This window comes from Roseobacter insulae (assembly GCF_019375555.1).
Lineage (GTDB): Bacteria > Pseudomonadota > Alphaproteobacteria > Rhodobacterales > Rhodobacteraceae > Roseobacter > Roseobacter insulae.
This window is the reverse complement of record NZ_JAHXDN010000002.1, coordinates 246,887-269,255: the sequence shown is the minus strand read 5'-3', so window position 1 is coordinate 269,255 and position 22,369 is coordinate 246,887. Positions and strand designations below refer to the sequence as shown.

21 protein-coding genes are annotated in these 22,369 nt (G+C 61.4%); 11 read left to right on the top strand and 10 right to left on the bottom strand.

Features of this window, described 5'->3' with window-relative positions; translation table 11 throughout:
- The first annotated feature begins 112 nt into the window (after positions 1 to 112).
- The 5 genes from fsa to KX928_RS07425 all read left to right on the top strand — a co-directional run bounded on the left by fsa (position 113) and on the right by KX928_RS07425 (position 4,040).
- Positions 113 to 766, top strand: coding sequence for a fructose-6-phosphate aldolase (gene fsa, locus KX928_RS07445; RefSeq protein WP_219500643.1), 654 nt, complete (start codon positions 113 to 115; stop codon positions 764 to 766).
- Between the two features lie 159 nt (positions 767 to 925).
- A complete protein-coding gene (locus KX928_RS07440; RefSeq protein ID WP_219500642.1) occupies positions 926 to 1,633 on the top strand; it encodes a DUF484 family protein in 708 nt (235 codons plus the stop codon).
- A complete protein-coding gene (locus tag KX928_RS07435; protein ID WP_219500640.1) occupies positions 1,630 to 2,550 on the top strand; it encodes a tyrosine recombinase XerC in 921 nt (306 codons plus the stop codon). The genes KX928_RS07440 and KX928_RS07435 overlap by 4 nt, the downstream gene beginning before the upstream one ends.
- Positions 2,551 to 2,660: 110 nt before the next feature.
- Positions 2,661 to 3,248: a cytochrome P460 family protein gene (locus KX928_RS07430; RefSeq protein ID WP_219500637.1), complete on the top strand. Its 588-nt coding sequence runs from the start codon at positions 2,661 to 2,663 to the stop codon at positions 3,246 to 3,248.
- Between the two features lie 93 nt (positions 3,249 to 3,341).
- Positions 3,342 to 4,040 carry a CDP-alcohol phosphatidyltransferase family protein gene (locus KX928_RS07425; RefSeq protein WP_219500635.1) on the top strand — a complete coding sequence of 233 codons (699 nt, stop codon included), beginning with the start codon at positions 3,342 to 3,344 and terminating at the stop codon, positions 4,038 to 4,040.
- 50 nt (positions 4,041 to 4,090) lie between these two features.
- On the opposite strand, the gene KX928_RS07420 is transcribed toward KX928_RS07425, so the two are convergent.
- Positions 4,091 to 4,546 carry a methylated-DNA--[protein]-cysteine S-methyltransferase gene (locus KX928_RS07420; protein ID WP_219500626.1) on the bottom strand — a complete coding sequence of 152 codons (456 nt, stop codon included), beginning with the start codon at positions 4,544 to 4,546 and terminating at the stop codon, positions 4,091 to 4,093.
- Positions 4,547 to 4,690: 144 nt separating this feature from the next.
- On the opposite strand from KX928_RS07420, the gene KX928_RS07415 reads away from it, so the two are divergent.
- A complete protein-coding gene (locus tag KX928_RS07415) occupies positions 4,691 to 5,074 on the top strand; it encodes an ester cyclase (protein ID WP_219500624.1) in 384 nt (127 codons plus the stop codon).
- Positions 5,075 to 5,116: 42 nt separating this feature from the next.
- Here KX928_RS07415 and ileS read toward each other — a convergent pair whose 3' ends face one another.
- The 5 genes from ileS to KX928_RS07390 all read right to left on the bottom strand — a co-directional run bounded on the left by ileS (position 5,117) and on the right by KX928_RS07390 (position 12,762).
- Positions 5,117 to 8,038: an isoleucine--tRNA ligase gene (gene ileS, locus KX928_RS07410; protein WP_219500622.1), complete on the bottom strand. Its 2,922-nt coding sequence runs from the start codon at positions 8,036 to 8,038 to the stop codon at positions 5,117 to 5,119.
- 199 nt (positions 8,039 to 8,237) lie between these two features.
- Positions 8,238 to 9,854, bottom strand: a complete 1,617-nt coding sequence (locus KX928_RS07405) for an FAD-dependent oxidoreductase (protein ID WP_219500620.1) — start codon at positions 9,852 to 9,854, stop codon at positions 8,238 to 8,240.
- 42 nt (positions 9,855 to 9,896) lie between these two features.
- A complete protein-coding gene (locus KX928_RS07400) occupies positions 9,897 to 10,901 on the bottom strand; it encodes a YcjF family protein (protein WP_219500618.1) in 1,005 nt (334 codons plus the stop codon).
- Entirely contained in the window at positions 10,901 to 11,350 is a 450-nt protein-coding gene (locus KX928_RS07395; protein WP_219500617.1) for a GNAT family N-acetyltransferase, read from the bottom strand. The genes KX928_RS07400 and KX928_RS07395 overlap by 1 nt, the downstream gene beginning before the upstream one ends.
- Complete coding sequence (locus KX928_RS07390; RefSeq protein WP_219500615.1) at positions 11,347 to 12,762, bottom strand: YcjX family GTP-binding protein; 1,416 nt, start codon at positions 12,760 to 12,762, stop codon at positions 11,347 to 11,349. Before KX928_RS07390 ends, KX928_RS07395 begins: the two co-directional genes overlap by 4 nt.
- 113 nt (positions 12,763 to 12,875) lie before the next feature.
- Here KX928_RS07390 and truA point away from each other — a divergent pair, with 113 nt between their 5' ends.
- Positions 12,876 to 13,643, top strand: a complete 768-nt coding sequence (truA, locus tag KX928_RS07385) for a tRNA pseudouridine(38-40) synthase TruA (RefSeq protein ID WP_219500605.1) — start codon at positions 12,876 to 12,878, stop codon at positions 13,641 to 13,643.
- A 34-nt stretch (positions 13,644 to 13,677) separates the two neighbouring features.
- On the opposite strand, the gene KX928_RS07380 is transcribed toward truA, so the two are convergent.
- The 4 genes from KX928_RS07380 to KX928_RS07365 all read right to left on the bottom strand — a co-directional run bounded on the left by KX928_RS07380 (position 13,678) and on the right by KX928_RS07365 (position 18,518).
- Positions 13,678 to 14,181 carry a hypothetical protein gene (locus KX928_RS07380; RefSeq protein ID WP_219500602.1) on the bottom strand — a complete coding sequence of 168 codons (504 nt, stop codon included), beginning with the start codon at positions 14,179 to 14,181 and terminating at the stop codon, positions 13,678 to 13,680.
- Positions 14,178 to 15,830, bottom strand: a complete 1,653-nt coding sequence (locus KX928_RS07375) for a hypothetical protein (RefSeq protein ID WP_219500600.1) — start codon at positions 15,828 to 15,830, stop codon at positions 14,178 to 14,180. Before KX928_RS07375 ends, KX928_RS07380 begins: the two co-directional genes overlap by 4 nt.
- Positions 15,827 to 16,807, bottom strand: coding sequence for a membrane dipeptidase (locus tag KX928_RS07370; protein WP_219500598.1), 981 nt, complete (start codon positions 16,805 to 16,807; stop codon positions 15,827 to 15,829). Before KX928_RS07370 ends, KX928_RS07375 begins: the two co-directional genes overlap by 4 nt.
- Before the next feature lie 475 nt (positions 16,808 to 17,282).
- A complete protein-coding gene (locus KX928_RS07365) occupies positions 17,283 to 18,518 on the bottom strand; it encodes an acyl-CoA dehydrogenase family protein (RefSeq protein ID WP_219500596.1) in 1,236 nt (411 codons plus the stop codon).
- 96 nt (positions 18,519 to 18,614) lie between these two features.
- On the opposite strand from KX928_RS07365, the gene KX928_RS07360 reads away from it, so the two are divergent.
- The 4 genes from KX928_RS07360 (at position 18,615) to KX928_RS07345 (ending at position 22,366) form a co-directional block, all read left to right on the top strand.
- Entirely contained in the window at positions 18,615 to 19,634 is a 1,020-nt protein-coding gene (locus tag KX928_RS07360; protein ID WP_219500594.1) for a phosphotransferase, read from the top strand.
- Positions 19,635 to 19,638: 4 nt separating this feature from the next.
- Positions 19,639 to 20,250 carry a 2-hydroxychromene-2-carboxylate isomerase gene (locus KX928_RS07355; RefSeq protein ID WP_219500592.1) on the top strand — a complete coding sequence of 204 codons (612 nt, stop codon included), beginning with the start codon at positions 19,639 to 19,641 and terminating at the stop codon, positions 20,248 to 20,250.
- Positions 20,251 to 20,319: 69 nt separating this feature from the next.
- Positions 20,320 to 21,513, top strand: coding sequence for an NAD(P)/FAD-dependent oxidoreductase (locus KX928_RS07350; protein WP_219500590.1), 1,194 nt, complete (start codon positions 20,320 to 20,322; stop codon positions 21,511 to 21,513).
- 19 nt (positions 21,514 to 21,532) lie between these two features.
- The gene (locus KX928_RS07345; protein ID WP_219500584.1) at positions 21,533 to 22,366 is read left to right on the top strand and encodes an NAD-dependent epimerase/dehydratase family protein; all 834 of its coding nucleotides are present in this window, start codon (positions 21,533 to 21,535) and stop codon (positions 22,364 to 22,366) included.
- The last annotated feature ends 3 nt before the right edge of the window (positions 22,367 to 22,369 follow it).

Here is a 22,369-nt window from a genome sequence, read left to right as displayed (position 1 = left end):
TCCGAAAAAGTTGGGCAATTGAGGGTTTAAGCATCGCAGATCATGCGGTAAAGCCAAGCGCAAGAATGAAACATGTTAGCGTTCACATCCATCTTCGAAAGGAACTGCACCGATGAAATTCTTTGTCGACACAGCCGACACTCAGGCGATCAGCGAGCTTAATGATCTGGGCATGGTGGACGGGGTGACGACCAACCCTTCCCTGATCCTGAAATCGGGCCGCGACATTCTGGAAGTCACCAAAGAGATTTGCGACATCGTGGAAGGCCCTGTCAGCGCCGAGGTTGTCGCGATGGAAGCCGAAGCAATGATCGCCGAGGGGCGCAAGCTGGCCGAGATCGCTCCAAATATCACCGTCAAGCTGCCGCTCACATGGGACGGGCTGAAAGCCTGCAAAGTGTTGTCGAGCGAGGGCAAAATGGTGAATGTGACACTCTGCTTCTCAGCCAATCAGGCACTTTTGGCCGCCAAGGCCGGCGCGACCTTCATCAGCCCGTTCATTGGCCGGCTTGATGATATCAACCTTGACGGCATGGATCTTATTCAGGACATCCGCACCATCTACGACAACTACGGGTTCGAAACGGAGATACTCGCGGCCTCGATCCGGTCGGTCAATCATGTACAGGAAGCTGCGTTGATCGGTGCCGATGTGATCACGGCGCCGCCGGAAGTGATCAAGAAACTGGCGGCCCATCCGTTGACGGACAAAGGCTTGGAACAGTTCTTGGCTGATTGGGCCAAGACAGGCCAGAACATTCTCTGACAAACAGTCTGCTGGCGACAGGACGGGGTCTCTGCCAACATCCTGCGGGGTGTTGGCACCCATCGGCAACACCCTGCGCCAATGCGCGGATTTCACAAAATTCATGGCAGATTTTGCATGAAGGTCGTGTTATAAACCTTCAAAAATAAAGAGCATGTCATGAGCAGCAATCCAAAAATTGAAGACGCTCTGCGAGAGGCGATCATCTCGCAACCCGACGTTATCCTGAACGACAAGGACCTGATGAACGCGCTGGTTGCTGCCAACGAACGTTCCATGGGGGCGAATATTGTCGATTTACGTGGCATCGCCATGGAGCGTATGGAAACGCGGCTGGACCGGCTGGAAGACACGCACCGGTCGGTCATCGCCGCCGCGTATGAAAATCTTGCAGGCACCAACCAGATCCATCGCGCGATCCTGCGGATGCTCGACCCGGTGGAGTTCGAAAGCTTTCTTCAGAACCTCAGCGGCGAAGTGGCGGAGATTTTGCGTGTCGATGCTGTCAGGCTGGTGCTGGAATCCACGCAGGACGATCTGGAACTGGTCCTCAACTCGCTGGGCGACGTGCTGAAGATCGCGGCCCCGGGATTTGTCGATGACTATATCACACTGAACCGCGCGGGCGGCCCGCGACAGGTCACCCTGCGGCAGGTTCAGGACGGCCCTGACGAGATTTACGGCAAAAAATCCGCATGGATCAGATCCGAGGCCTGTCTCCGGCTGGATTTCGGCGCGGGACGCCTGCCCGGCCTGTTGGTCCTGGGCGCGGAAGACCCGCATATGTTCGGACCGCAACAAGGCACCGACCTTCTGGTGTTTTTCACCGGCGTATTTGAAAGGGTGATGCGCCGCTGGCTGTCATGACCCTGATCAGCGCCGCCGCGCGCGATGCCCTGCAGACGTGGTTGAGCCACCAGCGTGCGCTGAAAGGCGCGTCGGAAAACACCGTGACGGCCTATCAGGGCGACGTGTCGGAGTTTCTGGCCTTCATTACGGAGCATAAGGCGGAGCCGCAGGGGCTGCGCGCCCTCGCCCGCATCACCGTAACGGACATGCGGGCATGGATGGCGCAGGCGCGCGGCACGGGCATCGGTGCGCGGTCGCTGGCCCGGAAACTATCTGCGGTCAAAGCGTTTTACCGGTGGCTGTCCGAGCGTGAGGGGTTTGAGCCAACGGCGGTTTTGTCGACGCGCGCCCCGAAATTCCAGAAGAAACTGCCCCGCCCGCTGGCAGAAGATGCCGCGCGCGACCTGATTGACGCCGTGGAAATGCAATCCGACAAGCCATGGGTATCGGCGCGCGACGTGGCGGTGGTGACGCTGCTGTGGGGCTGCGGCCTGCGGATATCCGAAGCCCTCGCCTTGACTGGCGGCGACGCCCCGCTGCCTGACGTCCTGCGTATCGTCGGCAAAGGCGGCAAGGAACGTATCGTGCCGGTTGTCGCGGCGGCCCAGACAGCCGTGGACGATTATCTGAAGCTCTGCCCCTACCCGATGGGGGAACAGGCGCCGCTTTTCCGCGCCGTTCGCGGGGGGCCGTTGGCGCCCGGCGCGATCCAAAAGGTCATGGCACGGGCACGCATGCAGCTTGGCCTGCCCGCCACCGCCACACCACACGCGATGCGCCACAGTTTCGCGACCCACCTTCTGGACGCCGGCGGCGATCTGCGGGCGATACAGGAACTATTGGGCCATGCATCCCTGTCTACCACGCAGGCCTATACGGCCGTTGACACCGCCCGGCTGATGGAGGTCTACGAACGGGCGCATCCAAAGGCGTAACGGTTATCACAGCTTTGTGCTCTAAGGTGTACTGCATCGAAACCCCCATTCGTGCCACTGTGCGACTGAGGCATTCTGCCGCACATACCAACAAGACCCGAGGGAATTAGATGACACGTTTGAGCCTCGCCATATCAGCCATGGCACTGTCAATGACCACCACTGCCGTTTACGCCGAAAGCTGTGCCGAGGTGGATGTCGAAAGCACTTTCGATCTGGATGAGGCGCAAGTCGTCGCGCTCTATGATTGCCTCAAGGACAAGATGGCGGCAGGCTATGCGAAAGAAGGCGACGCGGTGGGCAGCAACTACCGCAACTGGACAGTGACGTCGACGCGGCCGGCGGTTGCCGGGCCACATGGCGAACGCCTGCTGCAGACCTTCGCCAATGACATCGCCGCAGAACAATACCTCAAGTTCGCCGAGGAAGGCGTTCAGATGCCGGTAGGCTCCGTCCTCGCCAAGGAGAGTGTGTCCTTCAGCAAGAAGAAAAAGACCGCGCGCCCCGGGCCGCTGTTCATCATGACCAAACTGGACGCCGGCGGGGCGCCTGAAACGGATGACTGGCTTTATGGCGGGTTGCAGCCAAACGGAAAGCCGATGAAGTTCAAACAGGCCTTCTGCCATGATTGCCATGCCGCGTGGGAAGATCAGGATTCCCTCGCTTACCCCCTTGAAGAAGTGCGCATCAGTAACTGATTTCGCAGCGTTCCCTGCATTTACGGGCTCATCGCTCCGCGCGGTGGGCCTTTTCCTTTTGCATCCGATCCCGGCATACGGCAAGAACGGGGCATGACACTACGACTACGCGCGCTCGGCGTGCATCTTCTTACCGCCACGGGTGCTGTATTTGCGATGCTGGCGATGCTGGCCGCCGTGGACGCCAAATGGGATCTTATGTTCTTGTGGCTGGTCGTGGCGTTTTTCGTGGATGGCATTGATGGCCCGCTGGCGCGTCACTATCACGTCAAGGCTAACGCACCCGAGTTTGACGGCGTCCTGCTGGATCTGATCATCGACTACCTCACTTATGTGTTCATCCCTGCATTCGCGCTGTTCAAGTCAGGGCTGATGGATGGGTGGACAGGCTGGTTCGCGATCATCGTGATCACCTTTACATCCGCCTTGTACTTTGCCGACACCCGCATGAAGACAAAGGATAATTCCTTTTCCGGCTTTCCCGGCTGCTGGAACATGCTGGTCCTCGTCATATTTGCGCTGCAGCCGAATTTCTGGGTGTCGTTGTCCATGGTGACCGTGCTGGCGATCGCGATGTTCGTACCCTTGAAATTCGTCCATCCGGTCCGCACGGAGCGGTGGCGGGTGGTGACGCTGCCGATGGCGCTGGCGTGGACATTCTTTGCGGGCTGGGCTGCCTGGGTCGACTTTCATCCGCAAAGCTGGGCGCACTGGGGCCTTGTCACGACGTCGATCTACCTTGTGCTCGCCGGCATCGCGCAACAGCTCATTCCGACCACACGCCGCATCTGATCCCCGGTGCTCGGGCAGCCAACTGCCTGTCGGCAGACCCGGCGCAGGTGTCAGATCAGCAATCCGGCTGCCTTTTCATGGCGCAGCAACGCGACTTTGGTTTCGACACCGCCCGCCCCGGAAAAGCCGGTCAGACCCTTTGCACCCATCACACGGTGGCACGGGATGATGATCGGAATGGGATTGCCCCCACAGGCCTGGCCAACCGATTGCGCCGGTACGTTCAGCGCCTTGGCGATATCGCCATAGGTGCAGGTATCGCCAAAGGGGATGGCGTAAATCGCATCGCAAACATCGCGCTGGAGCCTCGATCCCTCAACGCGCAGCGGTAACTCAAAGGCTTCGCGGGTTCCGGCGTCATACTCTGCGATCTGGCGCACCGCATCGGTCAGCAGCGGCGTCGTATCATCACGGGCAGATCTGCCCCACCGCACACCGACAATGGTGGCGTCTTTCTCGATCACGATCAGTGATCCGAACTGTGTATGCACCATCTTCTCGAACATGGCGTAACCCTGACCCAAGGCTGCGGACAGAACAACCCGCTTCCTGCACAACCGGCCGGTTCATAATTTGCTGGTCAGAAGACCGTGCACGCGGCACCATGCGGGGATTGATGCGTGAAAGACATAGTTTAAAGGACACCACGGATGACACTCGATGACAAAGCGACACAATACACTGCCGCCTGGAATTCCGGCGACCCCGCGGCCGTCGCCGGACACTTCGCCCCGGATGCCCAGATCGTCATCAACCGCGGTGACCCCCACAAGGGTGCGCAGGCGCTTCGTGACATGGCCGCGGGGTTCCATGCGGAGTTTCCCGATCTGCATCTGACCTGCGATGCGGTGCGGGGCAACGGGGACCACGCTGTCTATCTCTGGACCTTGCGCGGCCACCATTCAGAGACAAAGAACGCTGTCACCCTATCCGGATGGGAGGAGTGGGACCTCAACGAGGATTCAACGATTGCCGCCTCCAAGGGCTGGTTTGACGCCGAGGATTACCAGCGGCAGATCGATGGCAACACGTGACTGAAAGTCGGGAAGGCAGTCACACCGCCTTCCCGAAGATCATCATCCGATTGCCGCGTCGCAACGCCCGCAGACACCGGCATGGCTATGCTGTCCCACATCGGGCAGCACCTTCCAGCAACGGGCACATTTCTCTCCGTCGGCTTTGGCGAACTGAACCGCAACACCCGCGATGTCTGGCAGCGTGAAGGCACCCTCGGGCGGCGTCTCACCGCTGATGGAAATCTGCGATGTAATGCAGACATCCTCGAAGGGCACCGCCTCCAGCGCCGCGCGCAGCTCCGCCTCTGCGACATAGACAACGGGAGCCGCTTCGAGCGACGCACCGATCACCTTGTTGGTGCGCTCCACCTCCAGGGCCGCCGTGACAACACGCCGGACCCCGCGCACGCCAGCCCATTTCGCGGCCAGTTCCGCGGCCAGCCAGTCACCCGGTGTCACCGGAAAATCCTGCAGGTGGATCGAACTGCCCGAACCGGGAAACCGCTCCAGCCACACTTCTTCCATTGTGAAGACGAGCACCGGTGCCAGCCAGGACGTCAGGCGGTGGAACAGCAGATCCAGTACCGTGCGCGCTGACCGGCGTGCAACCGTATCGCCATCACAGTACAGCGCGTCCTTGCGCACGTCGAAGTAGAACGCCGAGAGATCGACGGTCGCAAAGGTAAAGACCGCCTGGAATACACCCTGAAAGTCGTACGCCTCGTACCCCTGGCGAACGGTCTGGTCCAGCTCCGCGAGGCGGTGCAGCACCCAACGCTCCAGCTCCGGCATATCCGCAGGGTCGGTACGATCGGCCTCGCTGAAGTCATTCAGCGACCCCAGCATGTACCGCATCGTGTTGCGCAGGCGGCGGTAGCTGTCAGAGACCCCCTTGAGGATTTCCGGCCCGATCCGCTGGTCCAGCGTGTAGTCTGTCTGCGCCACCCAGAGCCGCAGGATATCCGCGCCATACTGCTGCACAATCTTTTCGGGCACGATAGTATTGCCGATGGATTTGGACATCTTGTAGCCCTTCTCATCCAGCGTCATCCCGTGTGTCACCACGTTGCGATAGGGTGCCCTGCCCGTGGTGCCAACCGATTGCAGCAACGACGAGTGGAACCAGCCACGGTGCTGGTCGGTGCCTTCCATGTAGACATCGGCGATGCCATCCGCCGTGCCGTCTTCGCGGTCCCGCAGGGTGAAGGCGTGAGTGGACCCGCTGTCAAACCACACATCCAGAATGTCCGTGACTTGGTTGTAGTCCTCCGGGTTGTAATCATTGCCCAGAAAACGCTCCTTGGCACCGTCTTCGTACCACGCGTCCGCGCCTTCCGCCTCGAAAGCATCGACGATCCGCTTGTTAACTGCAGCATCCCGCAGCAGATAATCGTCATCGCTTGGCTGCGCGCCTTTCCTGGTGAAACAGGTCAGCGGAACCCCCCAGGCGCGCTGCCGCGACAACACCCAGTCGGGCCGCGCTTCCATCATGGAATACAAGCGGTTGCGCCCGGACTTCGGCGTCCAGTTCACGTTGTCGATCTCGGTCAGCGCCCGCTCCCGGATTGTCTTGCCGTGCATGTCGAGCCCGTCGCCGACGGGCTTGTCGATGGCCGCAAACCATTGTGGACGATTGAGACGGATGATCGGAGCTTTCGACCGCCATGAGTGCGCATCCGAGATCGTAAGCCGTTTCATCGCGATCAGGCTGCCACGCTCTTTCAGCTTTTCGATCACGGCCTTGCTGGCCCCGCCCGGCTTGCCGTTCGGGCGGATCACATGCTCGCCGCCAAAGAACGGCAGGTCGGCGCGGAACGCGCTGTCATCGGAGATGTTGTAGGTCATTTCCAACCCGTGCTTCACACCGATCGCATAGTCGTCATCCCCATGGCTGGGCGCTGTATGCACAAACCCGGTGCCCGCGTCATCCGTCACGTGATCCCCCGGCAGAAGCGGCACGTCGTAGTCCCACTCTCCAGCGGCGCCATCTGCCCCACGCAGCGGATGTGCACAGGTCAGGCCCTGCAAATCCTCGACCGAGACATCCGTGAGACGCCGGACCATCTGATCCCCGCCCAGACGCGCTTGCTCAAAGATCTGCTCGGCCAGCGCATCGGCGACAACCACCCGTTCGCCGATCGTCGCCCAGCACTCCTTGGGCCGTCCATAGACCTCGTACAACCCGTATGAAATGCCCGGCCCAAAGCAGATGGCGCGGTTTTGCGGGATCGTCCACGGCGTGGTCGTCCAAATCAGAACGGAGGTATTGCCATTGTTGAAGACAGCGTCCCCCGCCACAACCGGGAAACGCACCCAGATCGCATCGGTCTGGCGATCATGGTATTCCACCTCCGCCTCGGCCAGAGCGGTTTTTTCCACCGGCGACCACATCACGGGCTTGGACCCCTGGTAGAGCGTGCCGTTCATCAGGAATTTCATGAATTCCTCGGCGATCACCCGCTCTGCATGGAAATCCATCGTCAGATATGGCTGTGGCCAATTGCCGGTCACACCAAGGCGTTTGAACTCCTCGCGCTGGATATTCACCCAGTGGTCAGCGAATTTCCGGCACTCGGCGCGGAAATCGTTGATCGGCACTTCATCCTTGTTCTGGCCCTTCTGGCGGTACTGTTCCTCGATCTTCCACTCGATCGGCAGACCGTGGCAATCCCATCCCGGAATGTAGCGCGCATCGAAGCCCATCATCTGGTGGCTGCGCACGATCATGTCCTTGATCGTCTTGTTCAATGCGTGCCCGATGTGCAAATGGCCATTGGCGTAAGGCGGGCCGTCGTGCAGCGTGAAGGGCGCGCGCCCTTGCTTTTCGCGCAGCCGGTCATAGACACCGATCTCTTCCCACCGCGCCAGCCAGCCGGGTTCGCGTTTGGGCAGACCTGCACGCATCGGAAAATCCGTCTTCGGCAGGTTCAGTGTTGATTTATAGTCAGGTTTGTCGGGGGTCTCAGTCATGTCGGCGCACATTGCGGGCGTCCTTCGGGTGGATCGTGGAACAGGAAAAAGCGGTCGGTGCGAGTGGCTCAAACACCTTGGCCCGGCGTCTCAACTCTCAGAGCGCCGGGGATATAATTCGAATAATGATCGCGCAGACGTAGGTCATGCGCGCCTTATAAGCAGAGGTTTCGGAACGAACAAGTACCAAGACGCGCCCCCGCGCAGGCGGTCAGCCGTTCACATGCGCCCAGGCCGCAGACATGACGACCGAGCCTTCACCCACCGCGGATGCCACCCGCTTGACCGACCCCGCCCGCACGTCCCCGACCGCAAAGACACCCGGGCAGGAGGTTTCGTATTGTGACCGGCCGCCAGCGTCCGTGCCCGTCAGCACAAACCCTTTGTCATCAAGATCGATCAACCCCGACAACCACTCGGTATTGGGCGCTGCCCCGACCATCACGAAAAGGGCCGCGGTGCGCAGTTCCCAGTTCTGGCCCGAGGCTTTGTCACAGATGGTGATGTTTTCCAAAGTCTCCTCACCGTGCAGTTCCACCACTTCGGTCCTTGTGTGGATGGTGATGCGCGGGTGCGTGTTCAGTCGCTGAAGCAAGTAGTCCGACATCGACGCGGCAAGCGAGTCGCCGCGGATCAGCACGTGCACATGCCGCGTTGTACGCGCCAAAAACATTGCCGCCTGTCCGGCGGAGTTGCCCCCACCGATCACGGCCACTTCGGCATCGCGGCAATAGCGGGCTTCGACTTCGGTCGCGGCGTAGTAAACGCCCGCCCCTTCAAGCCGTTCAAGACCCTCCAGCGGCAGGCGGCGGTATTGCACACCTGTTGCGACGATCAGCGCCTTCGCGCTCACTTCCTGCCCGTCATCGAGGGTGGCGTGGAAATACTTCTCGCTGCACTGTTGCAGCGCAGCGGCCCTGCGGGGCACCGAAAAACGGGTGCCGAATTTCATTGCCTGCACTTCACCGCGCCCGACCAGATCACCACCCGATATTCCCGTGGGAAAGCCCATGTAATTCTCGATCCGGCTGGAGGTGCCCGCCTGCCCACCGATGGCCATGTCTTCCAGCACAAGCGCGCTGAGCCCCTCGGCCCCGGCGTAAACACCTGCCGCCACCCCCGCGGGTCCGCCGCCGACGATCAAGACATCGAAGGTGTGTTCATTGGCGACCTCAAGATGCAGCCCCAGAGCCTTTGCCACGCCCCGGGGGGTTGGCGGATCAATCTTTCGCTCGCGGCCGAAAATCACACCCGGGTTGGCTTTTTCGATGCCGCATTGTGCGGCCAGCGCCATGGCCTCGTCCGAGGTTACCTCGATCTCGCGAAAGGGGATCCGGTTGCGCGCGGCGAAACTGGCGACGTGACGAATGTCGCGGCTGATCTCCGACCCGATCAGGGTCAGCGCGGAATCCGATTGCTCAACCGCACGCCTGCGTCGCGCAGCAAGCACGGTGACAATGATATCGCTCATCTCCGGCGTGTCCGACATCAATTGCAGCATGTCTGCCCGCGGCACGCACAGCACCTGGCTGTCCACGCAGGCGCGCGCCCCGGCCAGGGAAACGCCCCCGGACAGAAACTGCAAATCGCCAAAAAACTGCCCCGGCCCCAAAGTGGCATTGCCCAGACGGCCCAGTGTACTGGGGTCGACGGCTTCCAGTTCTCCCTCCAACAGGTAATGGAAGAGGTCAGTCGCCGTGCCCGGCTCCTGCACGAAATCACCCTGTTTGAAATCGACCAGCGTGCCGAACTTGCGCATCGCGGCAACATGCTCCGGCTCCAGCGGCCGGCGCACCATCGTAGCCAGATCAGCGGCAAAACTCTCCATGACAAACTCTCCTGCCAGCACAGGTGGGCAGCCGGCGTTGCTTCAGCGTTTTGACGTCGCAAACAATCCGCCAAGGCTGCTTTTGATGATATCGCGCACTTTCGGCCTTTTTCCAGTCGGAAAAGGTAATGGCCTGCAGACTTCCATCGCCGCGACCCCGACACGCGCCGTCAGCGCCCCGTTCACCAGCCCTTCGCCAAAGCGGCGCGACAGTTTGCCAAGGATCGACCCGCCTAAAACCGGCTCCAGAAGGTCATCGCCGACAGCGACCGCCCCCGTGGCCACAAGATGTGCCATCACCGCGCGGGTCAGGCGCCAGCCGCCCAGAACCCCGGACCGGCCGCCATACACTTCGGCAATGCGCCGGATCATGCGCAGGTTTGCCGTAAGCGCCGCCGCGACATCCGCCAGTGCCAGCGGCACCAGCGCGGTGACGGTTGCTACCTGGCGGGCCGCGGCTTCGACTTCGCGCGCGGCGGCACGGTCCAGCGGACCGAGAATTTCGGTATCAGCCAGCACCAACAGACTGGCGGCATCCATCTGATCGCCGCGCAATTCCGCCAGCCGGTCGCGGCCCCAGCGGGTATCTTCACGCCCCCTGTAAAGCGCCAACAGCCGGTCTGTGACCTCTCGCGCAGCCTTCAGATCATCTGCGGCCAGCGCCGTATCGGCAGCACGGCGCAAGCCGTCCAACCGCCCCAGGCGTCCCAAGGCTGCAACTTCGCGCAAAGAGATCGCCAGCACGGTAAGCAGAAAGGCTGCGGTCAGCCCGGCAACGCCCCATCCCAGAACAGGATTGCGCGTCACCAGCCCGGTCACGAAATCCCACGCCGCGATGGATGCGACCGTGCCCACGAGGGCCGCCGCCAGCGACCAGAACCAACGGACCAGCCGCGACGGCTTCCGGCTCGCCAGACCCGCGGCAACCTGCATCGCCTGACCGGTCGGCAGAGCACTGTCGTCATCGGGCACCGGGGGCGCATCGGTAACCGTTACCTGAGCTGGGTCATCCGCCTCGATTTCAATGAGAACCGGACCTTTGCCCATCAGAATGCGCCTTTGGCCCACTCAAAACGGATATCTGGCAGGCCCACGTCATTTTCGCTGCCATCGGTGCGCGCGGTTTCGATGAACCCGCGCAGGCCGTAAAACCGGGTCGCTGGTGAGTTGGCCTGATAACTCCATAGCGCGAGGAACTCGTACTCCGACTTTGCATCATCCAGCAGGGCCGTGCCGACCCCTTTATCCTGTGCTTCCGGCAGGACATAGAGCGCGTGGATATCGCTCTCCCAGCGGGCAATGAACCCCACGACCTTGCCATCCATCTTGGCCACACGAACCCAGCCAGCGTCGATCATGTCACCGGCGTACATGATTTCCTCGGCGGCGGAATGCAGCCGGGGCAACCAGGGCATAGCCTCGTTGGAGGCTGACAAAATATGGCCCACGGCGCCAGCATCAAGACTGCGGGCGGGGGTAATGGTGATCGTGGTCATAGCCTATCCCCTAAAAGGAATTGGGCTGCCTTATCAAGCCGGATATGCGGCGGACCATCGCCGGGCCGCAAAGTAAGTGGCTGTGGTGCGAAATTCATCACACGGTAATCCTGATCGAGCCATGTTTCAGCGCCCTGTTGTGCCGGTCCCAGCAGATGGCCCGGATCGTCCGGCAGGTCACCGGGATAAAAGGCCGCCTGCTTGTCAGACTGCAGCAACCTGCCCCGGACAACATTGAGCGTCTGGCCCTCGTGGGTCACCGTTTCTTCGGTCGTGGCGCGCAGCGATGCGATGGCCATCGCGGCTGTTTCCGCCCCGGCAAAGCGCGCCCGATCCGTCGCGCCGCGCAACAGCGCCTGCATGATCGCGGTCAGTTTACCGTGTTGGCTGTGGTGCAGATGGTCCGCCTTGGTCGCGGCGAACAGGATCTTCTCGACCCGCCTGCCCTGGAACAACTGGGTCAGAAAGGCGTTCCGCCCGGGCCGGAAGGCAGACAGAATGTCAGACATCGCGCCGCGCATGTCCTCCACGGCGCGCGGCCCCCTGTGGATCGCCCCCAGGGCATCGACCAGCACGACCTGCCGGTCAATCCGCGCGAAATGGTCCCGAAAGAACGGCCGCACAACCTCGCGTTTATAGGCTTCATACCGGCGGTTCATTTCGCGCAGCAAAGACCCGCGCGGCCCGGTTCCGTCGCCGGCAAGCGGCGCAAATGTCAACACCGGAGACCCCGCCAGATCTCCCGGCAACAAAAACCGCCCCGGCGTGCAGTCGTAGAACCCCGCATACCGGGCGGCGCCAAGATACGTGGTGAATGCATCCGCAAGAGCCTTGGCCCGTGGCTCTTCCAGCTTGGCATGCGCATCCGTTGCTGCGGCGAGATCACGATACGCCTCCGCCTCCCTGCGGTCAGACACGCGGGCCAGCACATCCTTTGACCACTGCGCATAGGACTTGTCGAGCAGCGCCAGATCCAGCAGCCACTCACCAGGGTAATCCACGATATCCACATGAATCGTCCGCGGGCCCTGCAGCCCCGCCAGAAGACCCGCACGCTGCACCCGCAAGGACAGCCGCAGCTCGGAAACGGCGCGGGTACTGTCAGGCCAACGCGGGTCACGCGCCGTCAGCTGTGACAAATGTGTTTCGAAATCGAACCGGGGCACCGTGTCGTCGGGTTGCGGTTGCAGGAAGGCCGCCTCCACCCGGTTTTCCGCCGCCGCAACCAGATGCGGCATCCGCCCGCGATCCATCAGATTGGCAACCAGCGAGGTGATGAACACCGTCTTGCCCGATCGCGCCAGCCCGGTCACCCCGATACGGATCACCGGCTCGAACAGGGTCTCGGTGACCGTATCCTGCACCGTCTCGATCTGGCGCAGCACCGTGTCGGCGAGTGTAGAAATGACCAATGCCTGACTGCCCCTGCGATTTCTTTGGCAGATACATAAAGCGTGCGCGGCTGGCATGCCAGACCCAAGAAAGCCATTTGACGCAAAGCCCGGCACAGGCTAGGGCCAGCGCCATGCCACGCTACGCCCTGAAAGTCGAATACCATGGCGCGCCCTTCGCCGGTTGGCAGCGTCAGAAAGATCAGGCCACGGTTCAGGGCAGGATCGAGGCTGCGCTGGCAAAGCTGGAACCCCGCGAGCACACCATCGCCGCGGCCGGACGCACCGACGCCGGTGTACATGCCCTTGGACAGGTCGCGCATTGCGATATGGACGGCACATGGGAGCCTTTCCGGCTCTGCGAAGCCCTGAACTACCACCTGAAACCGGCCCCGGTCGCCATTGTCGGCTGTGCAGCGGTGGCAGATGACTGGCACGCGCGTTTTTCCGCATTGCAACGCCAGTACCTGTTTCGCATCCTGATGCGCCGCGCGCCCGCAACCCATCAGGATGGCCTCGTCTGGCAGGTCAAACACGACCTCGACATCGGCGCGATGCAGGCCGCGGCCGCACATCTCGTCGGGCGGCACGACTTCACGACATTCCGGTCAACGATCTGCCAGGCCGACAGCCCGGTGAAGACCCTCGACCGGCTCGACATAACGCGGGTCGACACCCGGCATGGCCCCGAGATGCATTTCGATGTGCGGGCGCGGTCCTTTCTGCACAATCAGGTGCGCAGTTTCGTCGGCACGCTGGAGCGTGTCGGCGCCGGATCGTGGACAGCCGAACAAGTGGCCGGGGCGCTTGCGGCACGCGATCGCGGCGCCTGCGGACCCGTGTGCCCGCCGCAGGGCCTTTATCTGGCCCACGTAACGTATGAAGGTGACCCCTTCGGCTGAACTGTCGACATCGGGGGCCCCGGCTGGCGGCAAGTCAGTCGTTGTCGGTCAGCCCCGCACCTGCCCCCCCAAGACGGGAGGCGGCGCTTTCCGGCACGAACGTGCGCGCCGCAAGCGTCGTCATCACCGCGATACAACGGTCACAGTCCGACAGGCGCACCGGCGGGACGGAAGTGCCGGTTGCCGCTGCAGTGACCGAGATATCGAAGGCATCCGTGTCCACCCGTTCGATCACGATGCCATGGGGCGAGGCTTCGAGATAGCTTTGCACCAGCGCCGGGTGGCCCCGGGCTTCCACGCGCGCGCCTGCTGGATCGTCCGCCAGCGATGACAGCGCCCGATCGACCGCGAGAGGCGCCCATAGAATGACCCCGCCCGGCAGCGCGTCGAGCGCATCTGTCAGCATCTCCACCGCGCGGTTCTGAGCAAGATGCACTACGCTGGCACGCCCGAACCGTGCCGCCTGCTCGGGCGGTGCCCCGGCACCGCGCGCGGCTTTGGTCGCAAGAGCGGAGATTTCGGCCGCCGAGTAGCTCATTGCCCGAACACCGGCAGCCACCAGTCATCAGCCCGCTCGTGCAACTCGTCCGCCAGCGGCGCGCCCTGACAGAGCGTGATCCGCGTCCAGCGGTCTGACTTCGGATCGAACTTGGACGCCCCGAAGAACGATAGCTTGCAGCGCAGCATATCAATGGGCAGGCATGTCTCGGAAATCAGGTTGTCCTGAATTTCGGCGTAGGGAAAATGCACCGAGAGCGCCACCCGGCTGACCGCAAGCATATGCTGGGGATAAGCCTCCAGAAAATCGCAGATATCTATGTCGCTCTCGGGCAGGTCACAGTGTAACGCCTTGATACGACGCGCAATATCCAACGGGCTTTCGAGATCGGCCCCCGCCTCCCCGAACCTGTCGCCAAGGCGCGGCTCTTGTTTGGCCTCGCTCACGTACCAGAATTGGCGGCACTGTTCCTGTGCCGCGTAATCAGGCTCCAGCGCCCAGCCAAAGGCAGCCTCCAGCGCCGCCCTGACCGCCTGCATGTCGCTGAGCATCGCGCCTCTGAGCCCCACCGGATCCGCCATACAGTCGGTCAGACCATCCACCAGCTCCGAAAATGGCTCGATGACCAAAGCTACCAGAAGTTCCTGAACATCCACGCTTTGATCCCGCGACCAATCGAGCAAGGCGGCAATCGCATACTCCCCGGACAGGGTGTCGGGGGTCATCCAGTCACACACCGCATCCCACGCGGTGCACAGCGCCGTGATCCGCACCTGATGCGCGGGGTCGGGAACATGCCATTCGCGCAAGTGATGCTGGGCCCGGTCACCCAGTGCGATCAGCCGTTGACACTGCTCCGGTTCCAGCTTCGCCACAGCCCGGACGCGGGCCAGCGCCGTTTCGCGCGCCAGCATCCAATTGTTCATTAAAATCGGGTGGTTGACCAGAAACGGCGCCATCCCCAATCCTGTCGAATTACCGATCCCCAAATGACGTTTCAGGCGTCGGTCAAGCCGTCCCTGCCCGACGTGCTCTACCAGATCATGCGTGAAATGACGGATCAGCCAGACCGTCAGCATCTCTGCCATGAAAGGGCCGGACAGCCCGGGGCGGGTGTCGATGCAGGCGCGGTCGGCGATCCCGAATTTGCCGTTGCCGTAGACGGCGGTCGTGCGCATCAGGTAGCCGATGTCGCGTATCATCTGTGCGTCCGGTTGCGCCCCCGCGCGCAGCCGCGTCACGACATGGGAAAACAACCTGACGGATTTGTTGGCCCGGCTTAACACCAGATCACGGTCGGTGAACCGCGCGGCTTCCTGTTGCGGGGCGGTGGCGCAAATCCGTGCAATTTCATCATCATCCGGCACGCCGTCGTACAGCACATATGCCGTGTCCCACGCGGTCGCGATCACCCGGTCCGTGCGATCTTCGGGCGCCAGTTGCGTCGATACGGCAACCAGCGAGTAGGTATAGCCCCCAAGGCTTATGCAATAGACCGCATGGCCGTATCCCTCCGGACACATCCGCCAGGCGTGGCATGTAACTTTCGCCTTCTCCGCGGCCAGAAACCGCGTGAGCGTGCGCAGGAAGGACAGCCGCGTCGGAAACATCGAGCCCATCCGTGACAGGCGCATCACCTCGGCCGGTGGGCGCAGCGGCGCCTGAGGAATGGGCTTGAAATCCTTCATAGCGGGGCAAAACTCTCGGAATAAAACCGGTGCCAGTTGCCGCCCATGATACCGTCAACCTCGGCTGTGCTCAAACCCTGTTCCGTCAAGCCTGTGCGGATGTTGGAGAAATCACGGTTATCGACAAACCAGCTCGGCATCGGGGGGAACCCGGCATTCGACGCAGACCCTTCGCCGTAGTCGATGACCTTGGACCACCGCCCGACCCGCATCCACTCCACGACACTATCGGGCTGATCCTGACAGAGATCCGATCCGATCCCGAGGTTCTGCGCGCCGTAACGCCGCGCGGCCTCGGCGATCATCGCGCAGAAACTTTCCAGCGTGCAAGCGCCGCCGCCCGCCAGATGATGCGGGTACATCGAAAAGCCCAGCATGCCACCTGCCTGCGTCAGGGCCGACAAGACCGTATCCGACTTGTTGCGCAAGGCAGCGTGCCACCAATGCGGGTTGGCATGGGTGATCGCGATGGGGCGGCTAGAGTGCTCTATAGCTTCCAGGGTCGAGCGTTCGGCTGAATGCGACATGTCAACAACCATGCCAACGCGGTTCATCTCGGTCACCACCTGCTTGCCCATGCGGGTCAGGCCAGTGTCTTCCTCCTCGTAACACCCCGTCGCGAGCAATGACTGGTTGTTGTAGGTCAGCTGCATGAAACGGATACCCAGCTGGTGACAAATCTCCACCAGACCGATGTCGTCTTCGATGGGGCTGGGGTTTTGGAAGCCGAAGAAGATGGCCGTACGGTTGGTTTCCTGCGCGCGGGTTACATCCGCGCTGGTCGTGCCCCTGATGATCAGATCGGGATGATCTTCGAACCAACGGTTCCACCTTTCCAGGTTGAGCACCATCTCGCGAAAGGATTCGTGATAGGCGATCGTGACATGGACCGCGTCAACGCCTCCCTCGCGCATCTGGGCAAAGATCCGGGGCGAGAAATTGGCGTATTGCAGATTGTCGATGAGAGGAGTGCGCATGGCCGGCACCATGAAAGACATTGCCCGGCCGCTCAATTCAAAAAACGACTCGTTGGGGCGGTTTCTGACATTATCGATGCTGTGCCGACCAAACACACGCTTGTCTTTATGCATCAATAACACCATTATTCTCGCATTATCATGCTCAAATTTTGATTAATGACGACTATTCACCAAAGATTCACGTACTTTCGCGGCGAACAGCGATGAAATCGCCACGCGGCGCGCCTGCCCTCCCCGCGCCCCAGATACCTGTACAGCGGCGTTTCGGAATCGGTTCCGTCCAAGGCTGCTAGGTGCCCTTTTTTGTCAGCCCACGGCGTTCGTCTGAAAGTCATCGTCGTCGGTACAAGAGCCTTAGGACCGTCCACATTGGTATAGGCGCGCCAGCCAAGCCACCGGCAGGCCTTGCGTCTGCGCGGGGCCGCGAGCAAGCGACGCTACAGCAATATCGCGACCGGGCGTCAGCAAGCGGTCACACTTTCTCCTGCGTGTGTTTGCGTAATTCCGCACGCGCGACCTGCCTGCGGTGCACCGCGTCCGGGCCATCGGCAAACCGCAAGGCACGCTGCCATGTCCATGCCATGGCCAGGGGCGTATCCTGGCTGATGCCTTGCCCGCCATACATCTGCATTGCCTCGTCGATCACCTTCAGCGCCATGCGCGGCGCCACCACCTTGATCTGCGAAATCCACGGGGCGGCTGCACGCGGGTCGCCCTGGTCCATCATCCAGGCGGCCTTGAGACACAACAGCCGCGCCTGCTCGATTTCGATCCGCGCCTCGGCGATAATGTCGTAGTTAGCGCCCAATTGGGCCAGCGGCTTGCCAAAAGCCTCCTTTTGCAGCGACCGGCGGCACATCAGCTCCAGCGCCGCTTCCGCCTGCCCGACCGATCGCATGCAATGGTGAATCCGTCCCGGCCCAAGCCTTCCCTGCGCGATTTCAAAACCGCGTCCCTCGCCAAGCAGCATGTTGTCTGCCGGAACGCGCACATCAGAAAAGCGGATGTGCATATGCCCGTGCGGCGCATCATCGTGACCAAAGACATGCATCGGGCGCAGGATTTCGATGCCGGGCGTGGCCGCATCGACCACGATCATGGAATGGCGTTGGTGTTTCGGCGCGGTGTCAGCGCCGGTGCGCACCATCACGATATAGACGGCACAGCGCGGATCGCCCGCGCCGGACGCCCAGTATTTCTCGCCATTCAGAACATAGGTGTCTCCATCGCGCACGCATGCCATCGCAATGTTGGTCGCGTCGGACGACGCGACCTCCGGTTCCGTCATCAGATAGGCTGAGCGGATGTCGCCCGCCAGCAGCCGCGCCAGCCATTGATCCTTCATCGCCTGCGAGCCGTAGCGCTCGAACACCTCCATGTTGCCGGTATCGGGGGCCGAGCAGTTGAACACTTCTGCCGCCAGGGGCGTTTTTCCCATCTCTTCGGCGAAATAGGCATATTCCACGGTGGTCAGTCCGAATCCCTTTTCGGAATCGGTCAGCCAGAAATTCCACAGACCCGCCGCCTTGGCCTTGGCCTTCAGCCCTTCGAGGATCTCCGCCTGCCGCTCGGTATATTGCCAGCGGTCGCCCTGATCGATTTCCGCGTGATACTCTGCCTCCATCGGCATGACCTCGTCCCGGATCATTGCCGCCACGCGCTCCAGAAGGTCACGGTTCTTCTCCGTCATGCCAAAATTCATATCCACGCCGTAAATCTCCCTGATGGCAATCGGGGCTTTCCCCGCCGCTGCAGACTTGCTTAGATCACCGGGAATTGTCCATGGGCCGGGAAGGAATTCGCCATGCACGAGTATGATCGGGGCGCGCTTGAATCCTATCTGGCGCGACACGTGGCGGGCTTTGGCACGCTTGATGACATCACCAAGTTCACCGACGGCCAATCCAACCCGACCTACAAGATCACCAGCGGTGCGCGGTCCTATGTCTTGCGGGCGAAACCCCCGGGCAAACTGCTGAAATCCGCCCATGCGGTTGATCGTGAATACCGGGTGATGACAGCTCTTGCGGGAACCAGTGTCCCGGTGCCGGAAACCTGTCACCTGTCAGGAGATGACACACCGATGGGCACACAGTTCATGGTCATGCAAATGGTTGAAGGGCGCATTTTCTGGGACCCGGCGCTGCCGGAACTGGATCGCGGGGCGCGCAGCCGCATCTATGACGCGATGAACGCTGTATTGGCCGCGCTGCACGACGTTGACCCCGCAACCGTAGGTCTGGCGGACTTCGGCAGGCCCGGGAATTACTTTGCCCGGCAGGTCGCCCGCTGGTCTGGTCAGTATCGCGACACGGCGACGGATACCCTGCCAGACGCCGAGTGGCTGATGGAGTGGCTGGCCAAACACATGGTGGAGGACGATGGCGCCGGCAGTATCGTACACGGCGATTTTCGTATCGATAACATGATCTTTGCCCCGGATCGCGAAGAGGTTGTAGCGGTGCTGGACTGGGAGCTCAGCACGCTGGGTCATCCGCTCGCGGACCTTGCGTATCAATGCATGCATTGGCGTTTGCCGCACGCGGGGCACTTCCGGGGTCTCGGCGGTGTGAACCGCGCAGCGCAGGGTCTGCCGGACGAAGACAGTTATGTAGCCGCCTACTGTGACCGCCGCGGCATCCCGAAACCGGACAACTGGAATTTCTATGTTGTGTTCTCCTACTTCCGTCTGCTGGCGATTTTGCAAGGGGTGTTGCGGCGCGGGCTGGAAGGGAACGCGTCAAACCCGAAAGATACAGGTCGCTTGCGTGACGTCATTGCCCTGATGGCCAAGGACGCGCGCGCGCTGGCACAGGAAGGATGAGCCATTGAAAACCATTGAGTATTTCTACGCCTGCCACTCCGTCTTTGCGTATCTGGGCGCGGGGCGGCTGGCGGAAATCGCTGCCGAGAAAGGTGCCACGGTCATCCACCGACCGTTCGATCTCGACCCGGTGATGGTCGCGGCGGGCAGCACGCCTTTCAAACAGCGGTCCAAGGCGCACAAAGCCTATTACTTTGGCCGCGAGATCATGCGGTGGGCAGAATACCGCGATCTTCCGTGGATCAAAAGACGCCCGCGGTATCATGACAGTCCGCTCGCGCTGGGGAACGGTGCGATCATTGCCGCACAGTCGTCCGGGCTTGACGCCGACGCATTGTCTCGGACGATACTACAGGCCCATTGGCGTGACGATGCGGATCAGGCCGATCCAGAAACCCTCTCGGACATCGCAACGGACCTTGGCATGGATGGTGCCGCGCTGCTGGAGATGGCCCGCAGCCCGGAGATTCAGCAAATGCATGACGCCAACACCGCAGACGCCATTCGCCGGAATGTCCTGGGCTCCCCCACCTATTTCGTTGAGGGGGATATGTTCTACGGTCAGGACAGGCTGGAAATGGTCGCCCGCGCGCTGGATCAGCCCTTCGCGACCTGAGCGATCACAAGGCTTGACGAAGCCGTATCGGCCATGTTCCAGAAGCAAGACCACTTGGGCGGGGATGTCATGACACACCAACACGATTCATATGATGTCGTCATCATCGGCGGGGCGATCTATGGCTCCAGCGTGGCGTGGTGGCTGACGCAGATGCCCGGCTTTGACGGCCGCGTGCTGGTGGTCGAAAAAGACCCCACGTATGAATTCGCCGGTACCAGCCATACCAACAGCTGCATCCGCCAGCAGTTTTCCAACGCGGTGAACATTGGCGTGTCGCAGTTTGGCGCGGAATTCATAAAGAATTTCAGACACTTTATGGGTGATGATCCTGACGTGCCGCACCTGATGCTGCAAAGCTACGGCTACATGTACATGGCCGATACCCCGGAATTCGCCCAGACCCTGCGGGACAGCCAGAAAGTGCAGGCCAGTTTGGGGGCCGGAACCCGATTCATGACCGCTGATGACATCGCCGCAGATTATCCCTTCTACATGCTCGATGATATTCTGGGCGCAAACCACAACCTGATCGACGAGGGCTATTTCGACGGCGGCACGATGTTTGACTGGTTCAAGCGTATGGCGCGGAAAAACGGCGTGGAATACGTGGCCGACGAAGTTGTGGGGCTCACCCGCGCAGGCAACCGGATCACCGGGGTCACCCTGAAGACGGGCGGCACGGTCACCTGCGGAGTTGTTGTCAATGCGACGGGCACACGCGGGGCGCTGACCGCGCGGATGGCTGGCCTCGATATCCCCATCGAGCCACGCAAGCGCTACACCTACATCTTCGACGCCGCGCATCCGCTGGACCGCGACCTGCCGCTGACCATCGACCCGTCGGGGGTGCACATGCGTACCGATGGGCGGTACTACCTTGCCGGTGGCCCGCCGGACGATGACCCGGCCGTGGCGCATGACGATTTCATGGCCGATCATGGCTTGTGGGAAAACAAGTTCTGGCCGATCATCGCCACCCGCATCCCGCAGTTCGAAAAAATCAGGCTGATCAACATGTGGGTGGGGCATTACGACTACAACACGCTCGATCAGAACGCGATTGTCGGCCCGCACCCGGACGTGGAAAACTTCATGTTCGTCAATGGGTTTTCCGGTCACGGGTTGCAGCAATCGCCTGCACTGGGGCGCGGTCTGGCCGAACGGATCGCCTATGGCGAATACCGTACGCTGGACCTGTCACCCTTTTATGTGGACCGGGTGCTGCGGGGCGAAAAATTCTTGGAAAAAGCCGTCATCTAGAGCGGCAGGAAGGACACTTATGAAACTGGTTTTGACAGGGGCCGCAGGCCGTTTGGGCTCATATCTGCGGGAACCGCTGGCCGCGATGTGCGATGAGTTGGTCAGCACGGATATCGCCGATGACATCGGCAAACTCTACGCGGGCGAAAGCTACATTCGGGCCGATCTCGCCGATATGAAGCAGATCGCGCCGGTGCTTGAAGGCGCCGACATGGTCATCCACTTCGGCGCTATCGTCGATGAAAAACCGTTCGAAGAACTGCTGGGTCCGAATTTCGTGGGCTCCTACAACATCTGGGAAGCAGGTTATCAGGCGGGAGTGAAGCGCATCGTTTATGCCTCGTCGATCCATGCGGTCGGGATGCACCTGAAATCCGATTTCATCGGCACCGACGCGGAGCATCGGCCCGACACCTTCTACGGTCTGGCCAAATGCTTCACCGAAGATCTGGGGCGCATGTATTGGGACAAGCGCGGGCTGGAATCGGTGCATCTGCGCATCCTCAGCTGCGCGCAGGTCACCAATGCCCGGGCGCTCGGGTCATGGCTCAGCTATGACGACCTGATCCAACTGGTCACCCGCGCCATCGACACGCCCTCCGTGGGTTTCGGCATCGTTTATGGCGTGTCCAACAACGACCGCGCGCCCGTGGACAATGTCAAGGCTTCCTTCCTCGGTTACCGCCCGAAGGACAACGCCGAGCAATTCGCCGAAAAAATCCTCGCCGAAGAAGGGCCGGTTGACCTCAAGGACCCTGGTCAGATGTGCCACGGCGGGCCGTTTTCCTCCGTTGATCTGGGGCAGAGCGGCCTTGCGCAAATGAATATCGTCAACGACCGGAAAGAGACCTGACCG